Below are 18039 nucleotides of genomic sequence, written 5' to 3' on the forward strand. Positions count from 1 at the left end.
CTTTCGGGGGGTTGGTTATCGGGTACGGCTCAGTTGTCGGGAATCGCGACGACGTGCAGGTAGTCGGGGTCGACGTCGGCGATGTAGACGCGGGTGTCCTTGGCCAGGGAGTGCGCCTCGGCGCTGATCGCCTTCGACCGCACCCGGTTGCCGTCCGGGTCGACGAACGCGACCTCGCCCCAGTCGCCGGCGGGCACCTCCAGGGTCACGGTGCCCAGCAGCCCGATGTAGGACGTGCGGCCGTGCTGGGAGTTGGCCTGCTGGCGGCGCATGTACGGCAGCGCCACGCCGTGCAGGAGGCCCGCCAGGATGACTGCACTGCCCAGCCCCAGGGCGCCGGCGCCCAGCCCGCCCAGCCCGGCCCAGGTGCCGACGAGTCCGCCGGTGCCGGCCCCGACCAGCGCCGCCGACACCCCGGTCAGGCTCAGGAACGGCATTCCGTCGGTGCCGATGTCGGTCAGCAGGAAAGCGGTGAGCAGGGCGATCGCACCGACGGCGAACACCGCCAGGTACACCGTCGTCACTGCGCCTCCTCCTCGCCCACCGGCCGTCGCCGCGTGCCGGCTGTGAGGCAATCCTCCCATGCCCCACGGACACCGGAATCCGGCAGTTTGGCGAGGCTCGACGGAGGAGAGGCGCAGCCGGGACTGCCGCAGTAATCCGGCAGTTTGGCGAGGCTCGACGGAGGGGAGGCGAAGCCGGGACTGCCGCAGTAATCCGGCAGTTTGGCGAGGCTCGACGGAGGAGAGGCGCAGCCGGGACTGCCGCATTAATCCCGCACTTTTGGAGTGTGGGCCGGATGCGGGTATCGTTGGGCGACGGTGCGGCGTTCGCGTCGGCTCTTGCGTGCCCAGTCTTGGATTTCTGGATTCCTGGAATTTCCTGCCACCGGCTCACGTTTTGCAGCTGTACTCGATGCTGCGCCCAGGCGGGCGCATGCACACGCACAGGTAAGTCGACACGGAGGATCGCCGGAGAGTAATGGCCAAGAAAGACGGTGCCATCGAGGTCGAGGGTCGAGTGGTCGAACCCCTGCCCAATGCGATGTTTCGCATTGAGCTGGAGAACGGTCACAAGGTTCTCGCCCACATCAGCGGCAAGATGCGGCAGCACTACATCCGCATCCTGCCGGAAGACCGCGTGGTCGTGGAGTTGTCTCCCTACGACCTGACCCGGGGTCGCATCGTCTACCGGTACAAGTAGCCGGTACGGGCCCATCCAGCTAGAAACCACCAGTCAACCAGCGATTAGAACAGGACTCAGTAGCCGTGAAGGTGAACCCCAGCGTCAAGCCGATCTGCGACAAATGCAGGGTGATCCGTCGGCACGGCCGGGTCATGGTGATCTGCCCGGACCCGCGCCACAAGCAGCGCCAGGGCTGAGCGCGCCGGCCGGTTCGGCCGACCGCCACAACTGAATGCAGACCTCCCAGTACCACTGAGCGGCGGGCACCTTTAGAGGTGAGCCGACTCAGCAACGCCCGGAACGAAGGCCGGGCCCCGGATCAGTTGCGCCGGGACGGGCTGGGACCGACACCTTCGTGACGAAGATGAAAGGGGCCTGCCCCCATGGCTCGACTTGTGGGCGTCGACCTGCCGCGCGATAAGCGCATGGAGATCGCGCTGACCTATATCTACGGCATCGGCCGTACCCGCTCCATCGAAATCCTGGCCGCTACCGGCATCGATAAGAACCAGCGGAGCAAGGACCTCACCGACGACCAGCTGACCCAGCTGCGCGACTACATCGAGGGCAACCTGAAGGTCGAAGGCGACCTGCGCCGCGAGGTGCAGGCCGACATTCGCCGCAAGATTGAAATCGGCTGCTACCAGGGCCTGCGGCACCGTCGCGGCCTGCCGGTGCGCGGCCAGCGGACCAAGACCAACGCGCGTACCCGCAAGGGTCCCAAGCGCACCATCGCCGGTAAGAAGAAGGCCAGGTAATCGTCATGCCACCGAAGAAAGTGACCGGGCCCAAGAAGGGGCAGAAGACCCGGCGGCGGGAAAAGAAGAACATCCCGCATGGTGCCGCGCACATCAAGAGCACCTTCAACAACACCATCGTGACCATCACCGACCCCCAGGGCAACGTCATCGCCTGGGCGTCGTCGGGTCACGTCGGCTTCAAGGGGTCGCGTAAGTCCACCCCGTTCGCCGCGCAGCTGGCCGCCGAGAACGCGGCGCGCAAGGCGCAGGAGCACGGTGTCAAGAAGGTCGACGTGTTCGTGAAGGGCCCGGGCTCGGGCCGGGAGACCGCCATCCGCTCGCTGCAGGCCGCCGGCCTGGAGGTCGGTGCGATTTCCGACGTCACCCCGCAGCCGCACAACGGCTGCCGTCCGCCCAAGCGGCGCCGGGTCTAGGAGGAGTAGGAAAAAATGGCTCGTTATACCGGACCCGCCACCCGCAAGTCGCGTCGGCTGGGAGTTGACCTGGTCGGCGGCGACCAGGCGTTCGAGAAGCGTCCCTACCCGCCCGGCCAGCACGGCCGCGCGCGGATCAAGGAGAGCGAATACCGGCTGCAGCTGCAGGAGAAGCAGAAGGCTCGCTTCACCTACGGCGTGATGGAGAAGCAGTTCCGTCGCTACTACGAGGAAGCGGTTCGCCGCGGCGGCAAGACCGGTGAGGAACTGCTGCGCATCCTGGAGAGCCGGCTGGACAACGTGGTCTACCGGGCCGGCCTGGCCCGGACCCGTCGGATGGCCCGCCAGCTGGTCAGCCACGGCCACTTCACCGTCAACGGCGTGAAGGTCGACGTCCCCAGCTACCAGGTGTCGCAGTACGACATCATCGACGTCAAGGACAAGTCGATCAACACCGTGCCGTTCCAGATCTCGCGTGAGGTCGCCGGTGACCGCCCGATCCCGGGCTGGCTGCAGGTGGTCGGGGAGCGTCAGCGCATCCTGGTGCACCAGCTGCCGGAGCGCGCGCAGATCCAGGTGCCGCTCACCGAGCAGCTGATCGTCGAGTTCTACTCGAAGTAGTCATTTGGGGGGATACCCCCCAAACGCCCCCCGACTGCATCGGTCGGGGGACTCCGCCTCAAAGGCATCAAATAGCGGGTGCCAGAAGGAGAAACACCACCATGCTGATCTCTCAGCGTCCCACCCTGTCCGAAGAGGTGCTGGCCGAGAACCGGTCGCAGTTCGTCATCGAGCCGCTGGAGCCCGGTTTCGGCTACACGCTGGGCAACTCGCTGCGGCGCACGCTGCTGTCGTCGATCCCCGGCGCGGCGGTCACCAGCATCCGCATCGACGGCGTGCTGCACGAGTTCACCACCGTCCCCGGTGTGAAGGAAGACGTCACCGACATCATCCTGAACCTCAAGGGCCTGGTGGTCTCCTCGGAGGAGGACGAGCCGGTCACCATGTACCTGCGCAAGCAGGGCCCGGGTGCGGTCACCGCCGGTGACATCGTGCCGCCGGCCGGGGTGACCGTGCACAACCCCGACATGCACATCGCCACCCTCAACGACAAGGGCAAGCTCGAGGTCGAGCTGATCGTCGAGCGCGGCCGCGGCTACGTGCCGGCCGTGCAGAACAAGGTGTCCGGCGCCGAGATCGGCCGCATCCCGGTCGACTCGATCTACTCGCCGGTGCTCAAGGTGACCTACAAGGTCGAGGCCACCCGTGTCGAGCAGCGCACCGACTTCGACAAGCTGGTGCTGGACGTCGAGACCAAGAACTCGATCAGCCCGCGGGACGCGCTGGCCTCGGCCGGCAAGACCCTCGTCGAGCTGTTCGGCCTGGCCCGGGAGCTCAACGTCGAGGCCGAGGGCATCGAGATCGGCCCGTCGCCGGCCGAGGCCGACCACATCGCGTCGTTCGCGCTGCCGATCGACGACCTGGACCTGACCGTGCGCAGCTACAACTGCCTCAAGCGGGAGGGTGTGCATACCGTCGGCGAGCTCGTCGGCCGCACCGAGTCCGACCTGCTCGACATCCGCAACTTCGGCCAGAAGTCCATCGACGAGGTGAAGATCAAGCTGCACCAGCTCGGTCTGGCACTCAAGGACAGCCCGGCCAGCTTCGACCCGTCGCAGGTTGCCGGGTACGACGTCGCGACCGGCACCTGGTCGGCCGACGCCGGCGGCTACGACGAGCAGGACTACGCCGAAACCGAACAGCTGTAAAAGAATTCCCGTCCCGGTCCTACCTGATACGGGGACCGGCCCCCATTGAGGAGAAGTTGCCATGCCCAAGCCCACCAAGGGTCCCCGCCTCGGCGGTTCGTCGTCGCACCAGAAGGCGCTGCTGGCCAACCTGGCCACGTCGCTGTTCACCCACGGCCGGATCAAGACCACCGAGCCGAAGGCGCGGGCGCTGCGGCCCTACGCCGAGAAGCTGATCACCCACGCCAAGAAGGGTGCGCTGCACAACCGGCGTGAGGTGATGAAGAAGATCCGCGACAAGGACGTGGTGCACTCGCTGTTCGCCGAGATCGCCCCGCACTTCGCGGACCGCGAGGGTGGCTACACCCGCATCATCAAGGTCGAGCCGCGGCAGGGCGACAACGCCCCGATGGCCGTGATCGAGCTGGTCCGGGAGAAGACCGTCGTCTCGGAGGCCGACCGGGCCCGCCGCGCTGCGGCCAAGGCGGCGAAGGCCGAGCAGGCCGCTCCGAAGGCGGAGAAGGTCGAAGAGGCCCCCGAGGTCGTTGCCGAGGACGCCCCCGAGGCTGCCGAGGCGACCGAGACCGCTGAGGCGCCCGACGCCGCTGAGTAGTTCAGCTCCGAAGCCGGACCACCCCGTCGTGCACGGGGTGGTCCGTCTTCGTCTTGACATCGCTTACGACGGCACCGATTTCGCCGGCTGGGCGACCCAGGCAGGTCAGCGCACCGTCGCCGGTGTCCTCGAGGAGACACTGACGACGGGGTTTCGCGTTCCGCTACGGCTGTTCGCGGCGGGCCGCACCGACACCGGCGTGCACGCGACCGGCCAGGTGGCCCACGTCGACGTCCCGGCCGAGGCGCTGCCGAACGCCTACCCGCGCACCCGGCGGCCCGGTGACGAACCCGAATTCCTGCCGCTGACACGGCGATTGGCCCGGTTCCTGCCGCCCGACGTCCGGGTGTTGCGGATCGAACGGGCGCCGGCCGACTTCGACGCCCGGTTCTCGGCGCTGCGGAGGCACTACGCCTACCGGCTGTCGACCGCCCCCTACGGGGTGGTCCCGCAGCAGGCCCGCTACATCACCGCGTGGTCGCGCGACCTCGACGTCGACGCGATGACGGCGGCGTCACGGGAGTTGCTGGGGCTCAACGACTTCGCCGCGTTCTGCCGCCACCGCGACGGCGCCACCACCATCCGCGATCTGCAGCGGCTGGACTGGGAGCGCGACGGCGACCTGGTCACCGCGCACGTCACCGCGGACGCGTTCTGCTGGTCGATGGTGCGCTCGGTGGTGGGTGCGCTGCTGGCGGTCGGGGAGGGCCGGCGTGATGCGGCGTGGTGCCGCGAACTGCTGCTGGCCGAGCGGCGGTCCAGCGACTTCACCGCCGCCCCGGCCCGCGGACTGACCCTGGTCGCCGTCGACTACCCGCCGGATCATCAACTGGCGGCGCGTATCCGGGTCACCCGCGACCTGCGCCGGCGCTGATGCTGGCAGGTCCCGTACAAAACGCTGAGAGAATCGTGTCTTCACACCTGTATAGGTGCTAGCCGACGAGTACCTTAACGGAACGTGAGATAGCGCTGCGGGGACTGGAGTGAGGGCGGAGCCATGATTGGTCGTCGGGGTGGACAGCGGAACCATCGGTCGCACACCGCGAAGGTCCGCCGTCGGATGATCGGCCTGGGCAGCGGCGTCGGCGCGTTTCTGGCGCTGGGTGCGACGCAGTTGACCGGTGCGCCGGTGGCCTCGGCCGATGAGTTCGACGCGATCATCGATTCCCTCGTCAGTTCCCTCACCGGTGCGGTGGATGGGGCCGGTTCGGCGGCGCCCGGTCCGCTCGATTCCTGGCTGCAGGGCCTGGAGCGGGACTGGCTCGGCAGCAGTTTCGGTCAGCAGGTCGACGCCATGTTCAACGGCTTGTTCAACCAGGGCGCCAGCGGCAGCGTCAGTGCTGGGCCGCCGATGAGCGGAAACCTGTTGGTGAATCCCGGCTTTGAGACGGCTGACCCATCCGCCTCGGGCTACAGCGGGGTGACCATACCGGGCTGGACGGAGACCGGCACCCCGACCGTCATCCCGTACGGCGCCGGTGTCGGTTACCCGTCCCCGGTGTCGTTCCCGTTGCCGACGGCGTCCGGGATCTTCGGTTTCCCGCAGGCCATCCCGGGCGGCGGCGACAACTTCGCCGGCGGTGGGCCGGTCGGCACCTCCAGCATCAGTCAGACCGTCGACGTCGACGGAGCGGGCGGTACGGCCTACCACCTCAGCGCAGACCTCGGCGGCCAGACCTGGAACCCGTCGTACAGCACGGTGACGGTCACCTTCGACAACGCCAACGGGGATGTCGTGGGCACCGGCTCGCTCAATCCGGTGACGGTCTGGGATCGCCTGGGCTTCACCGGATTCCAGGAACGCGATCTCACCGGGACGGTCCCCGACAGCGCCACCTCAGCGGTGGTGACCACCACCTTCACCGACAAGAACGACTGGCTCGGCAACTACAACGGCGCCTACGCCGACAACGAGTCGTTCACCGTCGGTGACCCGGGCCTGCACGCCGCGCCGCTCACCCCACCGACCTCCGACGTCGGCCACCTGGATCACGTGTTCCTGATCTACCTGGAGAACAAGGGCGCTCAGGACATCGTGGGCAGCCCCAATGCCCCGTTCCTCAACAGTCTGATCAAAGACAACGACTATGACAGCAACTACTTCGCGCTGGGCCACCCCAGCAACCCCAACTACTTCCGGATCCTCGGCGGATCGGACTTCGGCATCGACTACAACTCCAACCCGGGCTCCATTCCGGCGGGCACACCCAACCTCATGCAGGAACTGGACCAGGCGGGCCTGGGGTGGGCCGGCTACCAGCAGGGCGGCGACGTCGACAGTCTGCCGTTCACGCAGTTCCAGTACGTCGACGGCAACACCCCCGCCTACCAGGCCGAGCACCTGCTGCCGCTGACGCAGTTGAGCACCGACCTGGCGCACCCGAGCACCTTCCCGGCGTTCAGTTGGATAGTCCCCGACGAGGCCCACAACGGCGAGGGACCCGTCGACACACTCGGCGGAGTTCTGAAATTCATCGAGACGCAGTTCACCAACCACCAGTACAACGTCCCGGCCGCCGACGCGTTCGCCCAGCAGGAGGTCTCCGCCATCGAGAACTCACCGACCTGGACCGACCCCAACGAGAAGGACGCGATCATCATCACGTTCGACGAGGACAACAACAACCTGTCCCTGGGGCTGGGCAACCAGGGCAACAACGTTCCGATGATCGTCGTCCCGAATGCCGGTGCGATCGCGGACGGGGACATGCAGCCCGGCCACTTCACGACCGACGACTACTACAACGAGTACAGCCTGATGGCCACCATCGAAGACGCCCTGCGGACCACGCCGGGAACCCTGGCCCCGCTCACCGCCAACGACACCTACGCGACCCCCATGAACGCGTTCTGGAAATAGCGCAGGGCATTAGAGCACGCCGGCGACGAACGCCGCGGCTTGGCGGGTCAGCCCCGGGCTGTACATGGAGTGCGCCGCACGGTCGATGCCGTCCGAGCAGATCGGGTCGCCGTCGGCGCACAGGTCGATGGTCTTGGCTCCGTACACCGGGCTCTCGGTGAGCGTGTGGCCGATCCGGTTGTACGGGTTGCCGAAGACGGCGACGGCCCCGATGTGCTCGGCGTCCTGCGGTGCCAGTGGAGCGGCGAGGCCGAAACCGGGGACCGGCGATCCGACGGCCATGTCGATGACCGCGGCGCCCTGCGAGTAGCCGCCGAGCACGATCCGGGTCGTCGGGCAGGCCGCGATCAACTGCTGCACATGGTCGACGGTGTCATTGGCGCCCTCGCCGGCACGCAGCAGGTTGTAGCTGGCCGGATAGTTCACCGCGTACGACGTGACCGTCTTGTCCGCCAACTGCGACCGCAGAGCGGCGAAGAACGCACTGCCGACCACGCCCAGTCCCGGCGGCTGGTTGGTGCCGCGGGCAAAGACCAACTCGGCGTCGGGGCAGGGTTCGGCGGCGGTGGCGGTCACGGTCGACGTCGGCAGGAAGGCTGCCGGCACGACCGCGAGCGCGGCCAAGACCCGTCTGATCACCGCTACAGCAGGCCGGCGATGAACCCGGCGGCCTGGTTGGTCAGGCCGGGGACATAGGCGGAGTGCGCCGCCCGGTCGTTGCCGCCCGAGCAGATCGGGTCGCCCTCGGTGCACAGGTCGATCGTGCGGCTGCCGTAGGTCGGGCTGTTCGTCAGCGGCTGGCCGAACTTCGCCGACGGGTTGCCGAACACGGCGATGCCGGCGATGTGGTCGACGGCCTCCGGGGGCAGCGGTGAGGTGAACCCGAAACCGGGCACCGGGGCGGCCGCCACCACATCGATGACCGCAGCGCCCTGCGAATAGCCGCCGAGCACCAGTCGGGTGCCGGGGCAGTTCTCCACCATCCACATGATGTGGCCGCTGGCGTCGTTGGCGCCTTCGGCGGCCCGGCCGAAGTTGTAACTGGCCGGGTAGTTCACCGCGTAACTACCGACTGAACCGGCGACCCGGTTGTTCAACGAACTCACGAAAGCGTCGCCGACGCGGCCGAGACCCGGGGAGTCGTTGGTGCCGCGGGCGAACACCACCTCGGTGCCGGGGCAGCCGTCGGCCGCGGCCGACGGTGCGGTCAACCCGGACAGGACGGGTGCCACGATCGCGGAACTCAGGATGGTCGCCGCCAGGATGCCGGATGCCTTCACGACGACCGATGGTAGCGAAGAAAATAATTGATTTACTAACTAATCCTGTGTGACGGTCAGCGCACAGCCGGGCTCGGGCCGGGCAGCGGTCCCGGGGTCTGACGCAGCTTCCCGGCGACGAAGTTGGCGGCCTGACTGGTCAGCGCCGGAATGTAGCCGTCGGTGTGGTCGGACCACTCGTTGCCGGGGCCCTCATGGCAGATCGGGTCGCCGGGGTTGCACAGGTCGAGCGCCTTGGAACCGAACAGCGCACTCTGCTGGCTGATCGGGCCGCCGGTGCGGTCGGCGGGGTTGCCGAACGTCACCACCGCGACCACCTGATCGGCGTACTCGGCCGGCAGCGAGTTGCCCCAGTCGATACCGGCCACCGGGGTGCCGGTGACGATGTCCATCACCGACGCGCCCTGCGAGTAGCCGCCGAGCACCAGTTGGGTGCTGGGGCACTGGTCGGCCGCGGCCTTGACGCGCCGGATCACGTCGTTGGCGCCGTCGCCACCGCCCAGCTGCAGCCGGCCGGCGGGGTAGTTCACCGCGTACTCGTCGACCTTCTTCGAGGTCTGCTGGCGCAGCGAGTCGATCAGCGCGCGACCGACCCGGCCGACGCCCGGCGGCTCACTGGTGCCGCGGGCGAAGATGACCTCCGCGTCGGGGCAGTCGTAGGCGGCCGCGGTCGGGGCCAGCGGGGTGGTGGCGACCAGGGTGGGACCCGCGGCCAGCAGCGCCAGCGCACCCAGGGCGGACAGCGGGGACTTCTTCAGCTCGATACGCACCCGATCGATGCTATCGGCTATCACGCACCCCCGGCCGCCGGGTGCAGTCGCACCTGGTGGCTGCCTGTGGAGTGGCGACGGCCTCAATCGGCGCCGCGTCCTACGGTGAGCGGACACCGTTCCGCCCGACACCGCGGAGGGCCCCGTGGACCGTCACCCGCCCGCGCTGCAGCACGACGCGCACCGCTACCGGGTGCGCCGGCTCGAAGCGGCGCTGCTCGGCGTCGACCGCCGGGCGGTGCGCGGACCGTCAGCGGTTGCCGGGTGGCTGCTGGCGGCGGCACTGACGACGGGCTGTGCGCTGCTGGCCTGGGTGCGGCCGGTCGCGGTAACCGATGCGCCGATCCTGCTGGACGCCGAATCCGGGACCCTGTACGTGCGGCTGGACGAGACACTGCACCCGGTGCTCAACCTGACCTCGGCACGGCTGATCGCCGGCGCTGACGCGGTGCCGCACCCGGTGCCCGCGGCGGTGATCGGCCGCAGTCGGCGCGGTCCGGCGCTGGGGATCCCCGGAGCGCCGCAGACGCTGGGCACCGCACTGACCGGGCCGTTCGGCTGGGCGATCTGTGACACCGGCGGCGGTGCGACCGCGGTTCTGGCGGGGCTCGATCCACCGGCCCCGCTCGATCCGCAGCAGGCGGTGCCGGTCACCTCGACGGTCAGCGGGGCGACGTACCTGCTGTATCGAGGCCGGCGGATCGCGGTGGATCCCGGGGCGGTGCCGGCGGTGGCGAACCCGGTGCCGGCGCTGCTGCTGGGTGCGCTGCCGGAGGCGCCGCCGAACACGGAGATCCCGGATCGCCTGGCGGTGCTGCCGACCGGCACCACCCTCTGCGTGCACTGGCGGCCCGACGACCCAGCCGCTGAACTGTCGGCGGGGCTGCCGGCGCTGCCCACCGCGCCGGTGGGGCTGGCCCAGGCCGACGGGGCGGGACCGGCACTGGACGGGGTCTATCTGCCGCCCGGGCGCAGCGCCTACGTCCGGGCTGTCGGCGTCTCCGGCGCCGCGGGCACGGCCGGCGCCCGCTATCTGATCTGCGACACCGGGGTGCGCTACCCGATCGACGACGACGTCGTCGCGCGCAGCCTGGGCCTGCCCGGCGAACCCAGCCCGGTGCCGTGGCCGATGCTCACCGGCCTGCCGGTGGGTCCGCTGCTGAGCCGGGACGCCGCGCTGCGGCCGCCCGCCCGGTGACGGCCGCGGCCAGGACGGCGAGCAGCGCGCCGGTGTAGGTGAGCGCGGTGCGCTGACCGCCCGGGCCGGGTGCGGCTGCGGGTGCCGCTTCGGCGGGCGGCGGTGTGGGTGCTGCGGTCGACGGTGGTGCGCTGGGCGCCTCGGGGCTGAGCGCGGCCAGCGGATCGATCTCCCCGGCGCCGACGGCGTCGTCCCGCCCGCCGGGCGGGTGGTGCGCGGTGGCCCGGATGCGGTCCATCACCTGCCGCGGCGTCCAGTCCGGGAACCGGGACCGCAGCAGCGCCGCCAGCCCGCTGACCACCGGGGCGGCGAAACTGGTGCCGTGAATGGCCTGCTCGGCGCCGGCACCGCCGGCCAGGCCGTCGCCGATCGGGCTGAGCGACCGCACCGCCTCACCTGGCGCGGCGACGTCCACCCACGGCCCGGGCCGGGTGAACGCCGAAGCGGCGCCGCGACCGTCGACCGAGCCGACCGTCAGCACGTAGTCGTCGTACCAGGCCGGGCTGACGGCCACGCCCGCACCGGCGTCGCACGCCTCGCCGTCGCCGGTGTTGCCCGCTGCGGCGACCACCACGGCGTTGCGGGTCTCCACCGCGTAGGCCAGAGCGGCGCCGAGAGCGCGATCGTCGAACCCGGAGCCGACGGCCCGGCAGGCCACCGTGGAGATGTTGATGACCGATGCGCCGAGATCGGCGGCGGTGCGCACCGCGGCGGCCAGGGTGCCGACATCTCCCACCCCGGCATGCTGCCCGGCATCGGCCGCGCCGAACTTGGCGCTGGACTGCCGGATGCCGATCACGGTGGCCAGCGGCGCCACACCGCTGAACCGGTCGGTTGTGGGATCCGGTGCGGCCGCGATGATTCCGGCCACCAGCGTGCCGTGCCCATCGCAGTCCTGGGTGCCGTCGCCGGTGAAGACGTAGTCACCGCCGCCGATCAGTCCCGGCAGCCGCCGGTGCGGGGCGACACCGGTGTCGATCACCGCGACGAGTTGACCGGCGCCGCGGGTCAGTGCCCAGGCCGCCGGCAGGTCCAGGCCGTCGAGTTGGCTCGGGCCCCCCGGCTGCGGATCCGGGGCCGGCACCGTGCAGACCTCCCGCTGCACGGTGCGCTGCGGCGGTGCGGGCCGGGCCGCGGCGGGCAGCAGCGTGCGGTCGACCGGCGGCGGTGTCACCGCGGCGGCGATCGGGGTGCCGTGCGCGGCGGCGACCAGCCCGGCCGCACCCGCCAGCCGGGCCGCCCGCCGAAAGTCGCTGCGCCGCATGGTCAGCCCAGGGCCAGGTCGCGTACCGCGGCGTAGCCGCCGCAAACCCAGCAGGCCAGCGCCGGTAGCGCCGCCAGCGTCAGCCAGTGCAGCGGTTCGACCGCGCGCCGCAGCGTCGGCGACCGGCCGATCCCGGTGAACCCGAGCGCGATCGCCGCCGCGCCCAACCCGATCGTCGCTCCGCAGATCAGCGGCCGCCCGGCCGGGGCGATCCTGGTGGCGATCAGCACCGCCGCTCCGACCGCGGTCACCCCGGCGGCCAGCAGCGCCGCGGCCTGCCGGCGGTCGCGGTGGCAGCGCACCTGCAGGAGCGTCGCCGCTCCCGCGCACCCCGCGAACCCGGCTGCCGCCGCCCCGGGCACGCCGCTGACCTGCCGGCCCGCGGCGATCCCCAGCGCGCCCAGTGCGAATACCGCCGAACCGAACCCGACCAGCGCGGTGAGCACCCGGTGCGCGGACTGCGCCCGCACCGGCTGCCGGGCCAGGCCGGTCACCGCGACGACGATCCGGCCGCCCAACCGGATCACGGCCAGCGCGCCGGTGACCACTGCGGCGCCCACCGCCTGCAGCGAAACCCCGGCTGCGGCAGCGGCCGTCGCGGTGAACACCGCCAGCACGGCCAGGGCGACCACCCCGCACACCGTCGCGCGCATCGGCGCGGCGCACCCGGTGGCGGGCACCGTCAGCAGCGTCACCGCCGCGGCGGCCGCGGTCGCCAGCAGGGCGTTGGGGGAGCCGGGGCCGCCGGGCGCCGCCACGAATCCGGCCAGTCCGGCCAGCGCGGCCGCCGCCGACGCCGCCCCGAATCGGCGGCCCGGCGCCGTCCACGGCCGGGCCGTCTCGCACACCGCGACGGCCACCTGCTCGGCGGGGTCATCGAATCGCGGCACCGGGGTGGCGGCGACATCGCGGGTCAGCAACAGGGTTACGCCGTCGTCGATCTGGTGCTGCGCCAGCGTTCTCGTCCCGTCCAGCGGGGGATGCCCGGGCCTGGCGAGCCGGTATGGGGCGACCAGGCCGGGCGGCCCGGCCCGGCCGGCGGTCGCGATCGCCACGACCGACGGGATCAGGGCGGCCACCGGCACCCCGGCCGGCAGTGCCAGATCGGTGCGCACCGAACCGGTCTGCACGCAGACCCGGCGCAGCTCGGCAGTGCAATACGCCATCGCTGACCTCCTCGCTCCGGCCGGACGCTACCGCCGCGGCGCCGACGGTGTGTTCGGCTGTCCACAGCTGACTTGCCGCCCGTCGGGCACCCGCCTACGGTGTGCCAAACCCGCGGGGTGAGGCAGGCGCGATGAGCGGAATCGGCACGGACGGTGCGGATTCCGCGGTGGACGAGATCACCGTCGTGGCGCCGCCCGAACTGTCCCGCCCAGCACGCGGCGCGGTGCTGACCCGGCTGCTGCCGGTCGGCATGGCCGCGATGATGGTCGCCGTCGGCGTGATCGGCTACCGGTCGGGGGCGCGCAACCCGGCGTTCGCGCTCCTCCCGCTGCTGATGCTGGCGTCCGCGGTGACGGCGGCGGTGACCGCGCGGCACCGCGACCGCGACGGTGACCTCGACGAGGATCGGGACGACTACCTGGCGTACCTGGCCGGCCTGCGGGCGACGGTGAGTGCCGCCGCCGCAGCGCAGCGACTCAGCGTCGCGCAATCGCACCCGGATCCGGCGGCGCTGTGGACCCTGGTCGGCGGCCCGCGGACGGGGGAGCGGAAGGCCGATCACCCCGACTTCGGGCGGGTCCGGGTCGGCGTCGGGGCGGTCCCGGCGACCACCCGCCTGATTGCACCGACCCGCACCGGCGGGCAGCACACCGACCCGGTCACCGCGGACGCCCTGCGCTGCCTGCTGGACCGGTTCGCGCGCGTAGCCGACGTGCCGATCACCGTCGGCCTGGACCGCCCGCTGCTGGTGACCGGTGACCCCGACTGCGTGCGGGCGCTGGTGCGCGCCGCACTCTGCCAGCTTGCGGTGCTGCATTCGCCGAATGCCGTGCGGATCGCCGCGGCCGCCGGTGAACCCGTTCGCACGCACTGGGACTGGCTGAAATGGCTGCCGCACCACCGCCATCCGCTCGCCGTCGACGACGCCGGCCCGGCCCGCCTCAGCTACCCGAACCGGGCTGCGGCGACCGCCGCCCTGGCCGGGCTGACATCGCGTGTCCTGCTGGTGGTCGAGCACCCGGCCGGGGTGTCGGTGACCGGGCCGGGAGACGACCGGGAGGCGCTGCGGCTGTCGGTGACGCCGACCGAACTGGCCGGCCACGCCGACGACGCGCCGCCGGCCCGGCCGGACCTGCTCAGCGAGGTGGACGCGCTGGTCTGCGCGCAGCGACTGGCGAGCTGCCGGGCGACCCCCGCCGCCGCCCGGACCGCGGGCTGGCCGGAACTGCTGGGGGTCGACGACATCAGCCGCGCCGACCCGGCCGCGCTGTGGGGAGGGGTCGAGCGGCTGCGCGTGCCGGTCGGCGTCGACACTACCGGCAACCCGGTGCTGCTCGACATCAGGGAGGCCGCCGAGCGTGGGACCGGACCGCACGGATTGTGCGTCGGCGCAACGGGATCAGGTAAATCGGAGTTCCTGCGAACCCTGGTGCTGGGCATGCTGACCCGGCACCATCCGGAGACACTGAACCTGGTGCTGATCGACTTCAAGGGCGGCGCCACGTTCAGTGAATTCGAGGACGCCGCACACGTCGCCGCGGTCATCACCAACCTGGCTGATGAGGCACCGCTGGTCGAGCGGATGCGCGACGTGCTCACCGGCGAACTCAACCGCCGTCAGGAACTGTTGCGCGCCACCGGATTCGCCGGGATCAACGGGTACACCCGAGCGCGGCGGGGCGGTGCGCGGCTGACCGCGCTGCCCGCTCTGCTGGTGATCGTCGACGAATTCTCCGAACTGCTCGCCCAGCACCCGGATTTCCTCGACACGTTCACGGCGATCGGGCGGCTCGGACGCTCCCTCGGGGTGCATCTGCTGCTGGCCAGCCAGCGGCTCGAGGAGGGCCGGCTGCGCGGCCTGGACGCGCACTTGACCTACCGGATCTGTTTGAAGACGGCGTCGGCTGCCGAATCCCGCATCGTGCTGGGAACCCCGGATGCCCATGAACTGCCGAACATCCCGGGGTTCGGGTATCTGCGCACGGCGTCGGGGGAACTCACCGGATTCCAGACCGCGTTCGTCTCCGGCCCCGGCCCGCAGACGCTCCCGGCGCCGAGCACCGGAGCGGTGGTGCGGTTCACCGCGGCGCCGGTCGGCGCGGTGACGGTGCCGGCGGCGGCGACGGACGCACCCACCGTGGCGCAGGCGATGCTGGCGCGACTGGCCGGCCACGGCCCGGCGGCCCGGCGGATCTGGCTGCCGCCGCTGGGGGAGTCGCCGCGACTGGGAGAACTGCTCGACAGAGCCGGGGAGTTGACGGTGCCGATCGGGATCGTCGACCGGCCCTACGAGCAGCGCCGCACCCCGCTGACCGTCGACCTGAGCGGCGGCGCCGGCAACGTTGCCGTCGTCGGGGCGCCGCAGTCCGGCAAGTCGACGGCGCTGCTGACCCTGATCACCGCGCTGGCCGCCACCCACGACGCCGACCGGGTGCAGATCTACTGCCTCGACTTCGGCGGCGGGGCACTGGCGTCGGCCGGCGCACTGCCGCAGGTGGGGTCGGTGGCCGGCCGCGGACAGCCGGATCTGGTGGCGCGCACCGTCGACGAGATGACCGCGATCGTCGCCCGCCGGGAGGCACTGCGTGGCAGCCCGGTCAGCGACGTGTTCCTGGTGGTCGACGGCTGGGCGACGCTGTGCCGGGAGTTCGACCGGCTGGCGGAGCCGATCACGGCGCTGGCCGCGCGCGGCCTGTCGTACGGGGTGCACGTGGTGCTCTCGGCCACCCGGTGGGCGGAGCTGCGGCCCGGCCTGCGCGACCTGATCGGCACTCGGATCGAACTGCGGCTCGGCGACCCGGCCGACTCCGAGGTGGACCGCCGGAAGGCCGAGCGGGTGCCGCGGGATCGACCCGGCCGCGGCCTGACCGAAGGCGGGCTGCACATGCTGATCGCCCGCCCGGACGGCTGCCGGCCGGTCGGTGACGTCGTCGCACCGGCGATTCCAGTGCTGCCGGTGCTGGTGGCCCGGGACACGCTGCCGGCGGACCCGGCCGGCAACCCGGTGCTGGGCGTCGAGGAACGCGAACTGGCCGCGGTCGCACTGGATTTCACGCGGCAGCCGCATCTGCTGATCTTCGGCGGCCCCGAGTGCGGGAAGACCTCGGTGCTGCGGCTGCTCGGCCGGGAACTGCTGCGCAGCCGGGCCCGGCTGCTGGTGGTCGACTACCGGCGCAGCCTGCTGGATTTCGCCGAGGAGCACCGGCCGGCCGGTTACGCCATGTCGGCGCAGGCGCTGACCGCGCTGCTGCCCGGTGTGCTCGACACCCTGGCCGCGCGGATGCCGGGCGCCACGGTGACGCCCGCGCAGCTGCGGGCGCGGTCCTGGTGGTCGGGGCCGGAGCTGTACCTGCTGGTCGACGACTACGACCTGGTGGCCACCGCGGCCGGTAATCCGTTGGCGCCGCTGCTGGAATACCTGCCGTACGCCGCGGACGTCGGGCTGCACCTGGTGGTGGCCCGCCGCAGCGCCGGGGCGGCCCGAGCCGGCTACGAACCGGTGCTGGCCGCGCTGCGCGACCTGGGTGCGATGGGCCTGCTGATGAGCGCCGAACCCGACGAGGGGCCGCTGCTCGGTTCGGCGCGGCTCGGTCCGCTGCCGCCCGGTCGCGCCACCCTGGTTACCCGGTCCGGTGAACACCGCATCCAGGTGGCGTGGAGCCCCTGATGCACCGGACGGTCATCGAAGCCGGCCCCGGCACGATTCGCCGACTGTGCTGCGGCAGCGCCGAAACCGGTGACGCCGACGCCGCGGTGCGCTGGCTCGACGACCCGGTCGCCCTAGTCGACGGGGAGCCGGTCGCCGTGCCGGAGTTGCTGCGCAGCGTGCTGACCGCGCTGGCCTGCCCGGGCGCGGACGGCGCGGTGCTCATCCACCCGACCTGGTGGTCGGCGCGGCGGGTGGACTTGGTCGCCGCCGCGGCCCGGGACGTCACCGGCGATGCCGTCACCCGGCCGCGCGCCACGGTGCTGGCCGCCGCCGCACCCGATGCCGGAGCGATCATCGAGATCGGTCCCGCCCTGGTCGCCGTCACCACCGCCGGCACCGTCGCCGAACCCCGGCTGGGGGCACCGGAGGAGGTGGCGGACCGCGTTGCGGCGCTGGTCACCGATGTCCGGGAAACGGTGGTGATCGACGGCCTCGCCACCGTCGGCGGTGCGCCCGCGCTGGCCCGACTGATCGCCGAGCGACTCCGCGGCACCGGCGCCGACGTGCTCGTGGTCGATGATGCTCAAGTCACCCGGCTGGCCACACGGCCGCCCCCGACGGCACCGAAACCGGACCGCACCCGTCGTCGTCCCCGGCTGCCCTTGGCCGGCGCTGCCGTCGCGGCCGTCGTAGCCGCCGGCACGCTCGCGCTCGGCACGCACCGCGAACCGCCCGTCGTCGCAGCGACGACGGTGCTGCTCGAGGGGCGGGTGGCGGTGCAGGTGCCCGCGCAGTGGACGGTGCGACGGGTCACCGACGGCCCCGGCTCGGCGCGGGTGGAGGTGGTCTCGCCGGCGGACCCGCAGGCGGTGCTGCACGTGACGCAGTCAGCGTCGGGCGGGACGCTGGCCGTCGCCGCCGATCTGCTGCGCCGGGCGCTGGACGCGGCGCCGCCGGGCGTCTTCGCCGACTTCGACCCCTCGGCCACCAGCGCCGGCCGGCCCGCGGTCACCTATCGCGAGATCCGCGTGGCCCACCGGGTGGCGTGGACGGTGCTGGTCGACGGCCCGGTGCGCATCGGCATCGGCTGTCAGAGCGGCTCTTCCGGATCGAGAGTGCGTGGACTGGTGT

The 18039-nt window shown here is 71.6% G+C and carries 18 protein-coding genes; 12 read left to right on the forward strand and 6 right to left on the reverse strand.

Annotated features, from left to right (window positions below):
• Positions 1 to 29 precede the first annotated feature (29 nt).
• A complete protein-coding gene (locus tag KIH27_RS18770) occupies positions 30 to 524 on the reverse strand; it encodes a hypothetical protein (RefSeq protein WP_214094489.1) in 495 nt (164 codons plus the stop codon).
• Between the two features lie 457 nt (positions 525 to 981).
• Here KIH27_RS18770 and infA point away from each other — a divergent pair, with 457 nt between their 5' ends.
• From infA to KIH27_RS18815, 9 genes are all read left to right on the forward strand, one after another.
• Positions 982 to 1203: a translation initiation factor IF-1 gene (gene infA / locus KIH27_RS18775; RefSeq protein WP_005140011.1), complete on the forward strand. Its 222-nt coding sequence runs from the start codon at positions 982 to 984 to the stop codon at positions 1201 to 1203.
• A gap of 65 nt (positions 1204 to 1268) precedes the next feature.
• On the forward strand, positions 1269 to 1382 hold the full coding sequence (rpmJ, locus tag KIH27_RS18780) for a 50S ribosomal protein L36 (protein WP_003919293.1): 114 nt from the start codon (positions 1269 to 1271) through the stop codon (positions 1380 to 1382).
• A 186-nt stretch (positions 1383 to 1568) separates the two neighbouring features.
• Positions 1569 to 1943, forward strand: a complete 375-nt coding sequence (rpsM, locus tag KIH27_RS18785; protein WP_214094490.1) for a 30S ribosomal protein S13 — start codon at positions 1569 to 1571, stop codon at positions 1941 to 1943.
• A 5-nt stretch (positions 1944 to 1948) separates the two neighbouring features.
• On the forward strand, positions 1949 to 2359 hold the full coding sequence (gene rpsK, locus KIH27_RS18790; RefSeq protein ID WP_214094491.1) for a 30S ribosomal protein S11: 411 nt from the start codon (positions 1949 to 1951) through the stop codon (positions 2357 to 2359).
• 15 nt (positions 2360 to 2374) lie between these two features.
• Positions 2375 to 2980: a 30S ribosomal protein S4 gene (gene rpsD, locus KIH27_RS18795; RefSeq protein WP_214094492.1), complete on the forward strand. Its 606-nt coding sequence runs from the start codon at positions 2375 to 2377 to the stop codon at positions 2978 to 2980.
• Positions 2981 to 3081: 101 nt separating this feature from the next.
• Entirely contained in the window at positions 3082 to 4128 is a 1047-nt protein-coding gene (locus tag KIH27_RS18800) for a DNA-directed RNA polymerase subunit alpha (protein ID WP_214094493.1), read from the forward strand.
• 61 nt (positions 4129 to 4189) lie between these two features.
• Complete coding sequence (gene rplQ / locus KIH27_RS18805) at positions 4190 to 4720, forward strand: 50S ribosomal protein L17 (protein WP_214094494.1); 531 nt, start codon at positions 4190 to 4192, stop codon at positions 4718 to 4720.
• Complete coding sequence (truA, locus tag KIH27_RS18810; RefSeq protein ID WP_372451424.1) at positions 4713 to 5594, forward strand: tRNA pseudouridine(38-40) synthase TruA; 882 nt, start codon at positions 4713 to 4715, stop codon at positions 5592 to 5594. The genes rplQ and truA overlap by 8 nt, the downstream gene beginning before the upstream one ends.
• Before the next feature lie 123 nt (positions 5595 to 5717).
• A complete protein-coding gene (locus KIH27_RS18815; protein WP_250150377.1) occupies positions 5718 to 7580 on the forward strand; it encodes an alkaline phosphatase family protein in 1863 nt (620 codons plus the stop codon).
• Between the two features lie 9 nt (positions 7581 to 7589).
• On the opposite strand, the gene KIH27_RS18820 is transcribed toward KIH27_RS18815, so the two are convergent.
• The 3 genes from KIH27_RS18820 to KIH27_RS18830 are packed head-to-tail and all read right to left on the reverse strand — an operon-like array spanning position 7590 to position 9618.
• Positions 7590 to 8186 (reverse strand): cutinase family protein, encoded by a 597-nt coding sequence (locus KIH27_RS18820; protein ID WP_307856940.1) that lies wholly within the window; start codon positions 8184 to 8186, stop codon positions 7590 to 7592.
• 35 nt (positions 8187 to 8221) lie between these two features.
• Positions 8222 to 8860 (reverse strand): cutinase family protein, encoded by a 639-nt coding sequence (locus tag KIH27_RS18825; protein WP_214094497.1) that lies wholly within the window; start codon positions 8858 to 8860, stop codon positions 8222 to 8224.
• A gap of 56 nt (positions 8861 to 8916) precedes the next feature.
• The gene (locus KIH27_RS18830; RefSeq protein ID WP_214094503.1) at positions 8917 to 9618 is read right to left on the reverse strand and encodes a cutinase family protein; all 702 of its coding nucleotides are present in this window, start codon (positions 9616 to 9618) and stop codon (positions 8917 to 8919) included.
• A gap of 157 nt (positions 9619 to 9775) precedes the next feature.
• Between KIH27_RS18830 and KIH27_RS18835 the strand changes: the two genes are divergently transcribed.
• Positions 9776 to 10828: a type VII secretion protein EccB gene (locus KIH27_RS18835; protein WP_214094498.1), complete on the forward strand. Its 1053-nt coding sequence runs from the start codon at positions 9776 to 9778 to the stop codon at positions 10826 to 10828.
• Here the strand turns inward: KIH27_RS18835 and mycP are convergent.
• Both mycP and KIH27_RS18845 read right to left on the reverse strand, forming a co-directional pair.
• Positions 10764 to 12092: a type VII secretion-associated serine protease mycosin gene (mycP, locus tag KIH27_RS18840; RefSeq protein ID WP_214094499.1), complete on the reverse strand. Its 1329-nt coding sequence runs from the start codon at positions 12090 to 12092 to the stop codon at positions 10764 to 10766. The genes KIH27_RS18835 and mycP overlap by 65 nt on opposite strands.
• Positions 12093 to 12094: 2 nt before the next feature.
• Positions 12095 to 13258, reverse strand: coding sequence for an EsaB/YukD family protein (locus KIH27_RS18845; protein WP_214094500.1), 1164 nt, complete (start codon positions 13256 to 13258; stop codon positions 12095 to 12097).
• Positions 13259 to 13389: 131 nt separating this feature from the next.
• Here KIH27_RS18845 and eccCb point away from each other — a divergent pair, with 131 nt between their 5' ends.
• On the forward strand, positions 13390 to 16926 hold the full coding sequence (eccCb, locus tag KIH27_RS18850; RefSeq protein WP_214094501.1) for a type VII secretion protein EccCb: 3537 nt from the start codon (positions 13390 to 13392) through the stop codon (positions 16924 to 16926).
• On the forward strand, positions 16926 to 18039 hold a 1114-nt coding region (locus KIH27_RS18855; RefSeq protein WP_250150378.1), incomplete at its 3' end, for a type VII secretion-associated protein. The genes eccCb and KIH27_RS18855, both read left to right, overlap by 1 nt.

Origin of the sequence: Mycolicibacter acidiphilus, from assembly GCF_018455725.1 — a bacterium.
Classification (GTDB): domain Bacteria; phylum Actinomycetota; class Actinomycetes; order Mycobacteriales; family Mycobacteriaceae; genus Mycobacterium; species Mycobacterium acidiphilum.

Bases quoted from the DNA above. Each gene is read 5' to 3' on its own strand.
- infA (WP_005140011.1), top strand. From the start codon at position 982: ATGGCCAAGAAAGACGGTGCCATCGAGGTCGAGGGTCGAGTGGTCGAA.
- rpsM (WP_214094490.1), top strand. From the start codon at position 1,569: ATGGCTCGACTTGTGGGCGTCGACCTGCCGCGCGATAAGCGCATGGAG.
- rpsK (WP_214094491.1), top strand. From the start codon at position 1,949: ATGCCACCGAAGAAAGTGACCGGGCCCAAGAAGGGGCAGAAGACCCGG.
- rpsD (WP_214094492.1), top strand. From the start codon at position 2,375: ATGGCTCGTTATACCGGACCCGCCACCCGCAAGTCGCGTCGGCTGGGA.
- KIH27_RS18800 (WP_214094493.1), top strand. From the start codon at position 3,082: ATGCTGATCTCTCAGCGTCCCACCCTGTCCGAAGAGGTGCTGGCCGAG.
- rplQ (WP_214094494.1), top strand. From the start codon at position 4,190: ATGCCCAAGCCCACCAAGGGTCCCCGCCTCGGCGGTTCGTCGTCGCAC.
- KIH27_RS18815 (WP_250150377.1), top strand. From the start codon at position 5,718: ATGATTGGTCGTCGGGGTGGACAGCGGAACCATCGGTCGCACACCGCG.
- mycP (WP_214094499.1), bottom strand. From the start codon at position 12,092: ATGCGGCGCAGCGACTTTCGGCGGGCGGCCCGGCTGGCGGGTGCGGCC.
- KIH27_RS18845 (WP_214094500.1), bottom strand. From the start codon at position 13,258: ATGGCGTATTGCACTGCCGAGCTGCGCCGGGTCTGCGTGCAGACCGGT.
- eccCb (WP_214094501.1), top strand. From the start codon at position 13,390: ATGAGCGGAATCGGCACGGACGGTGCGGATTCCGCGGTGGACGAGATC.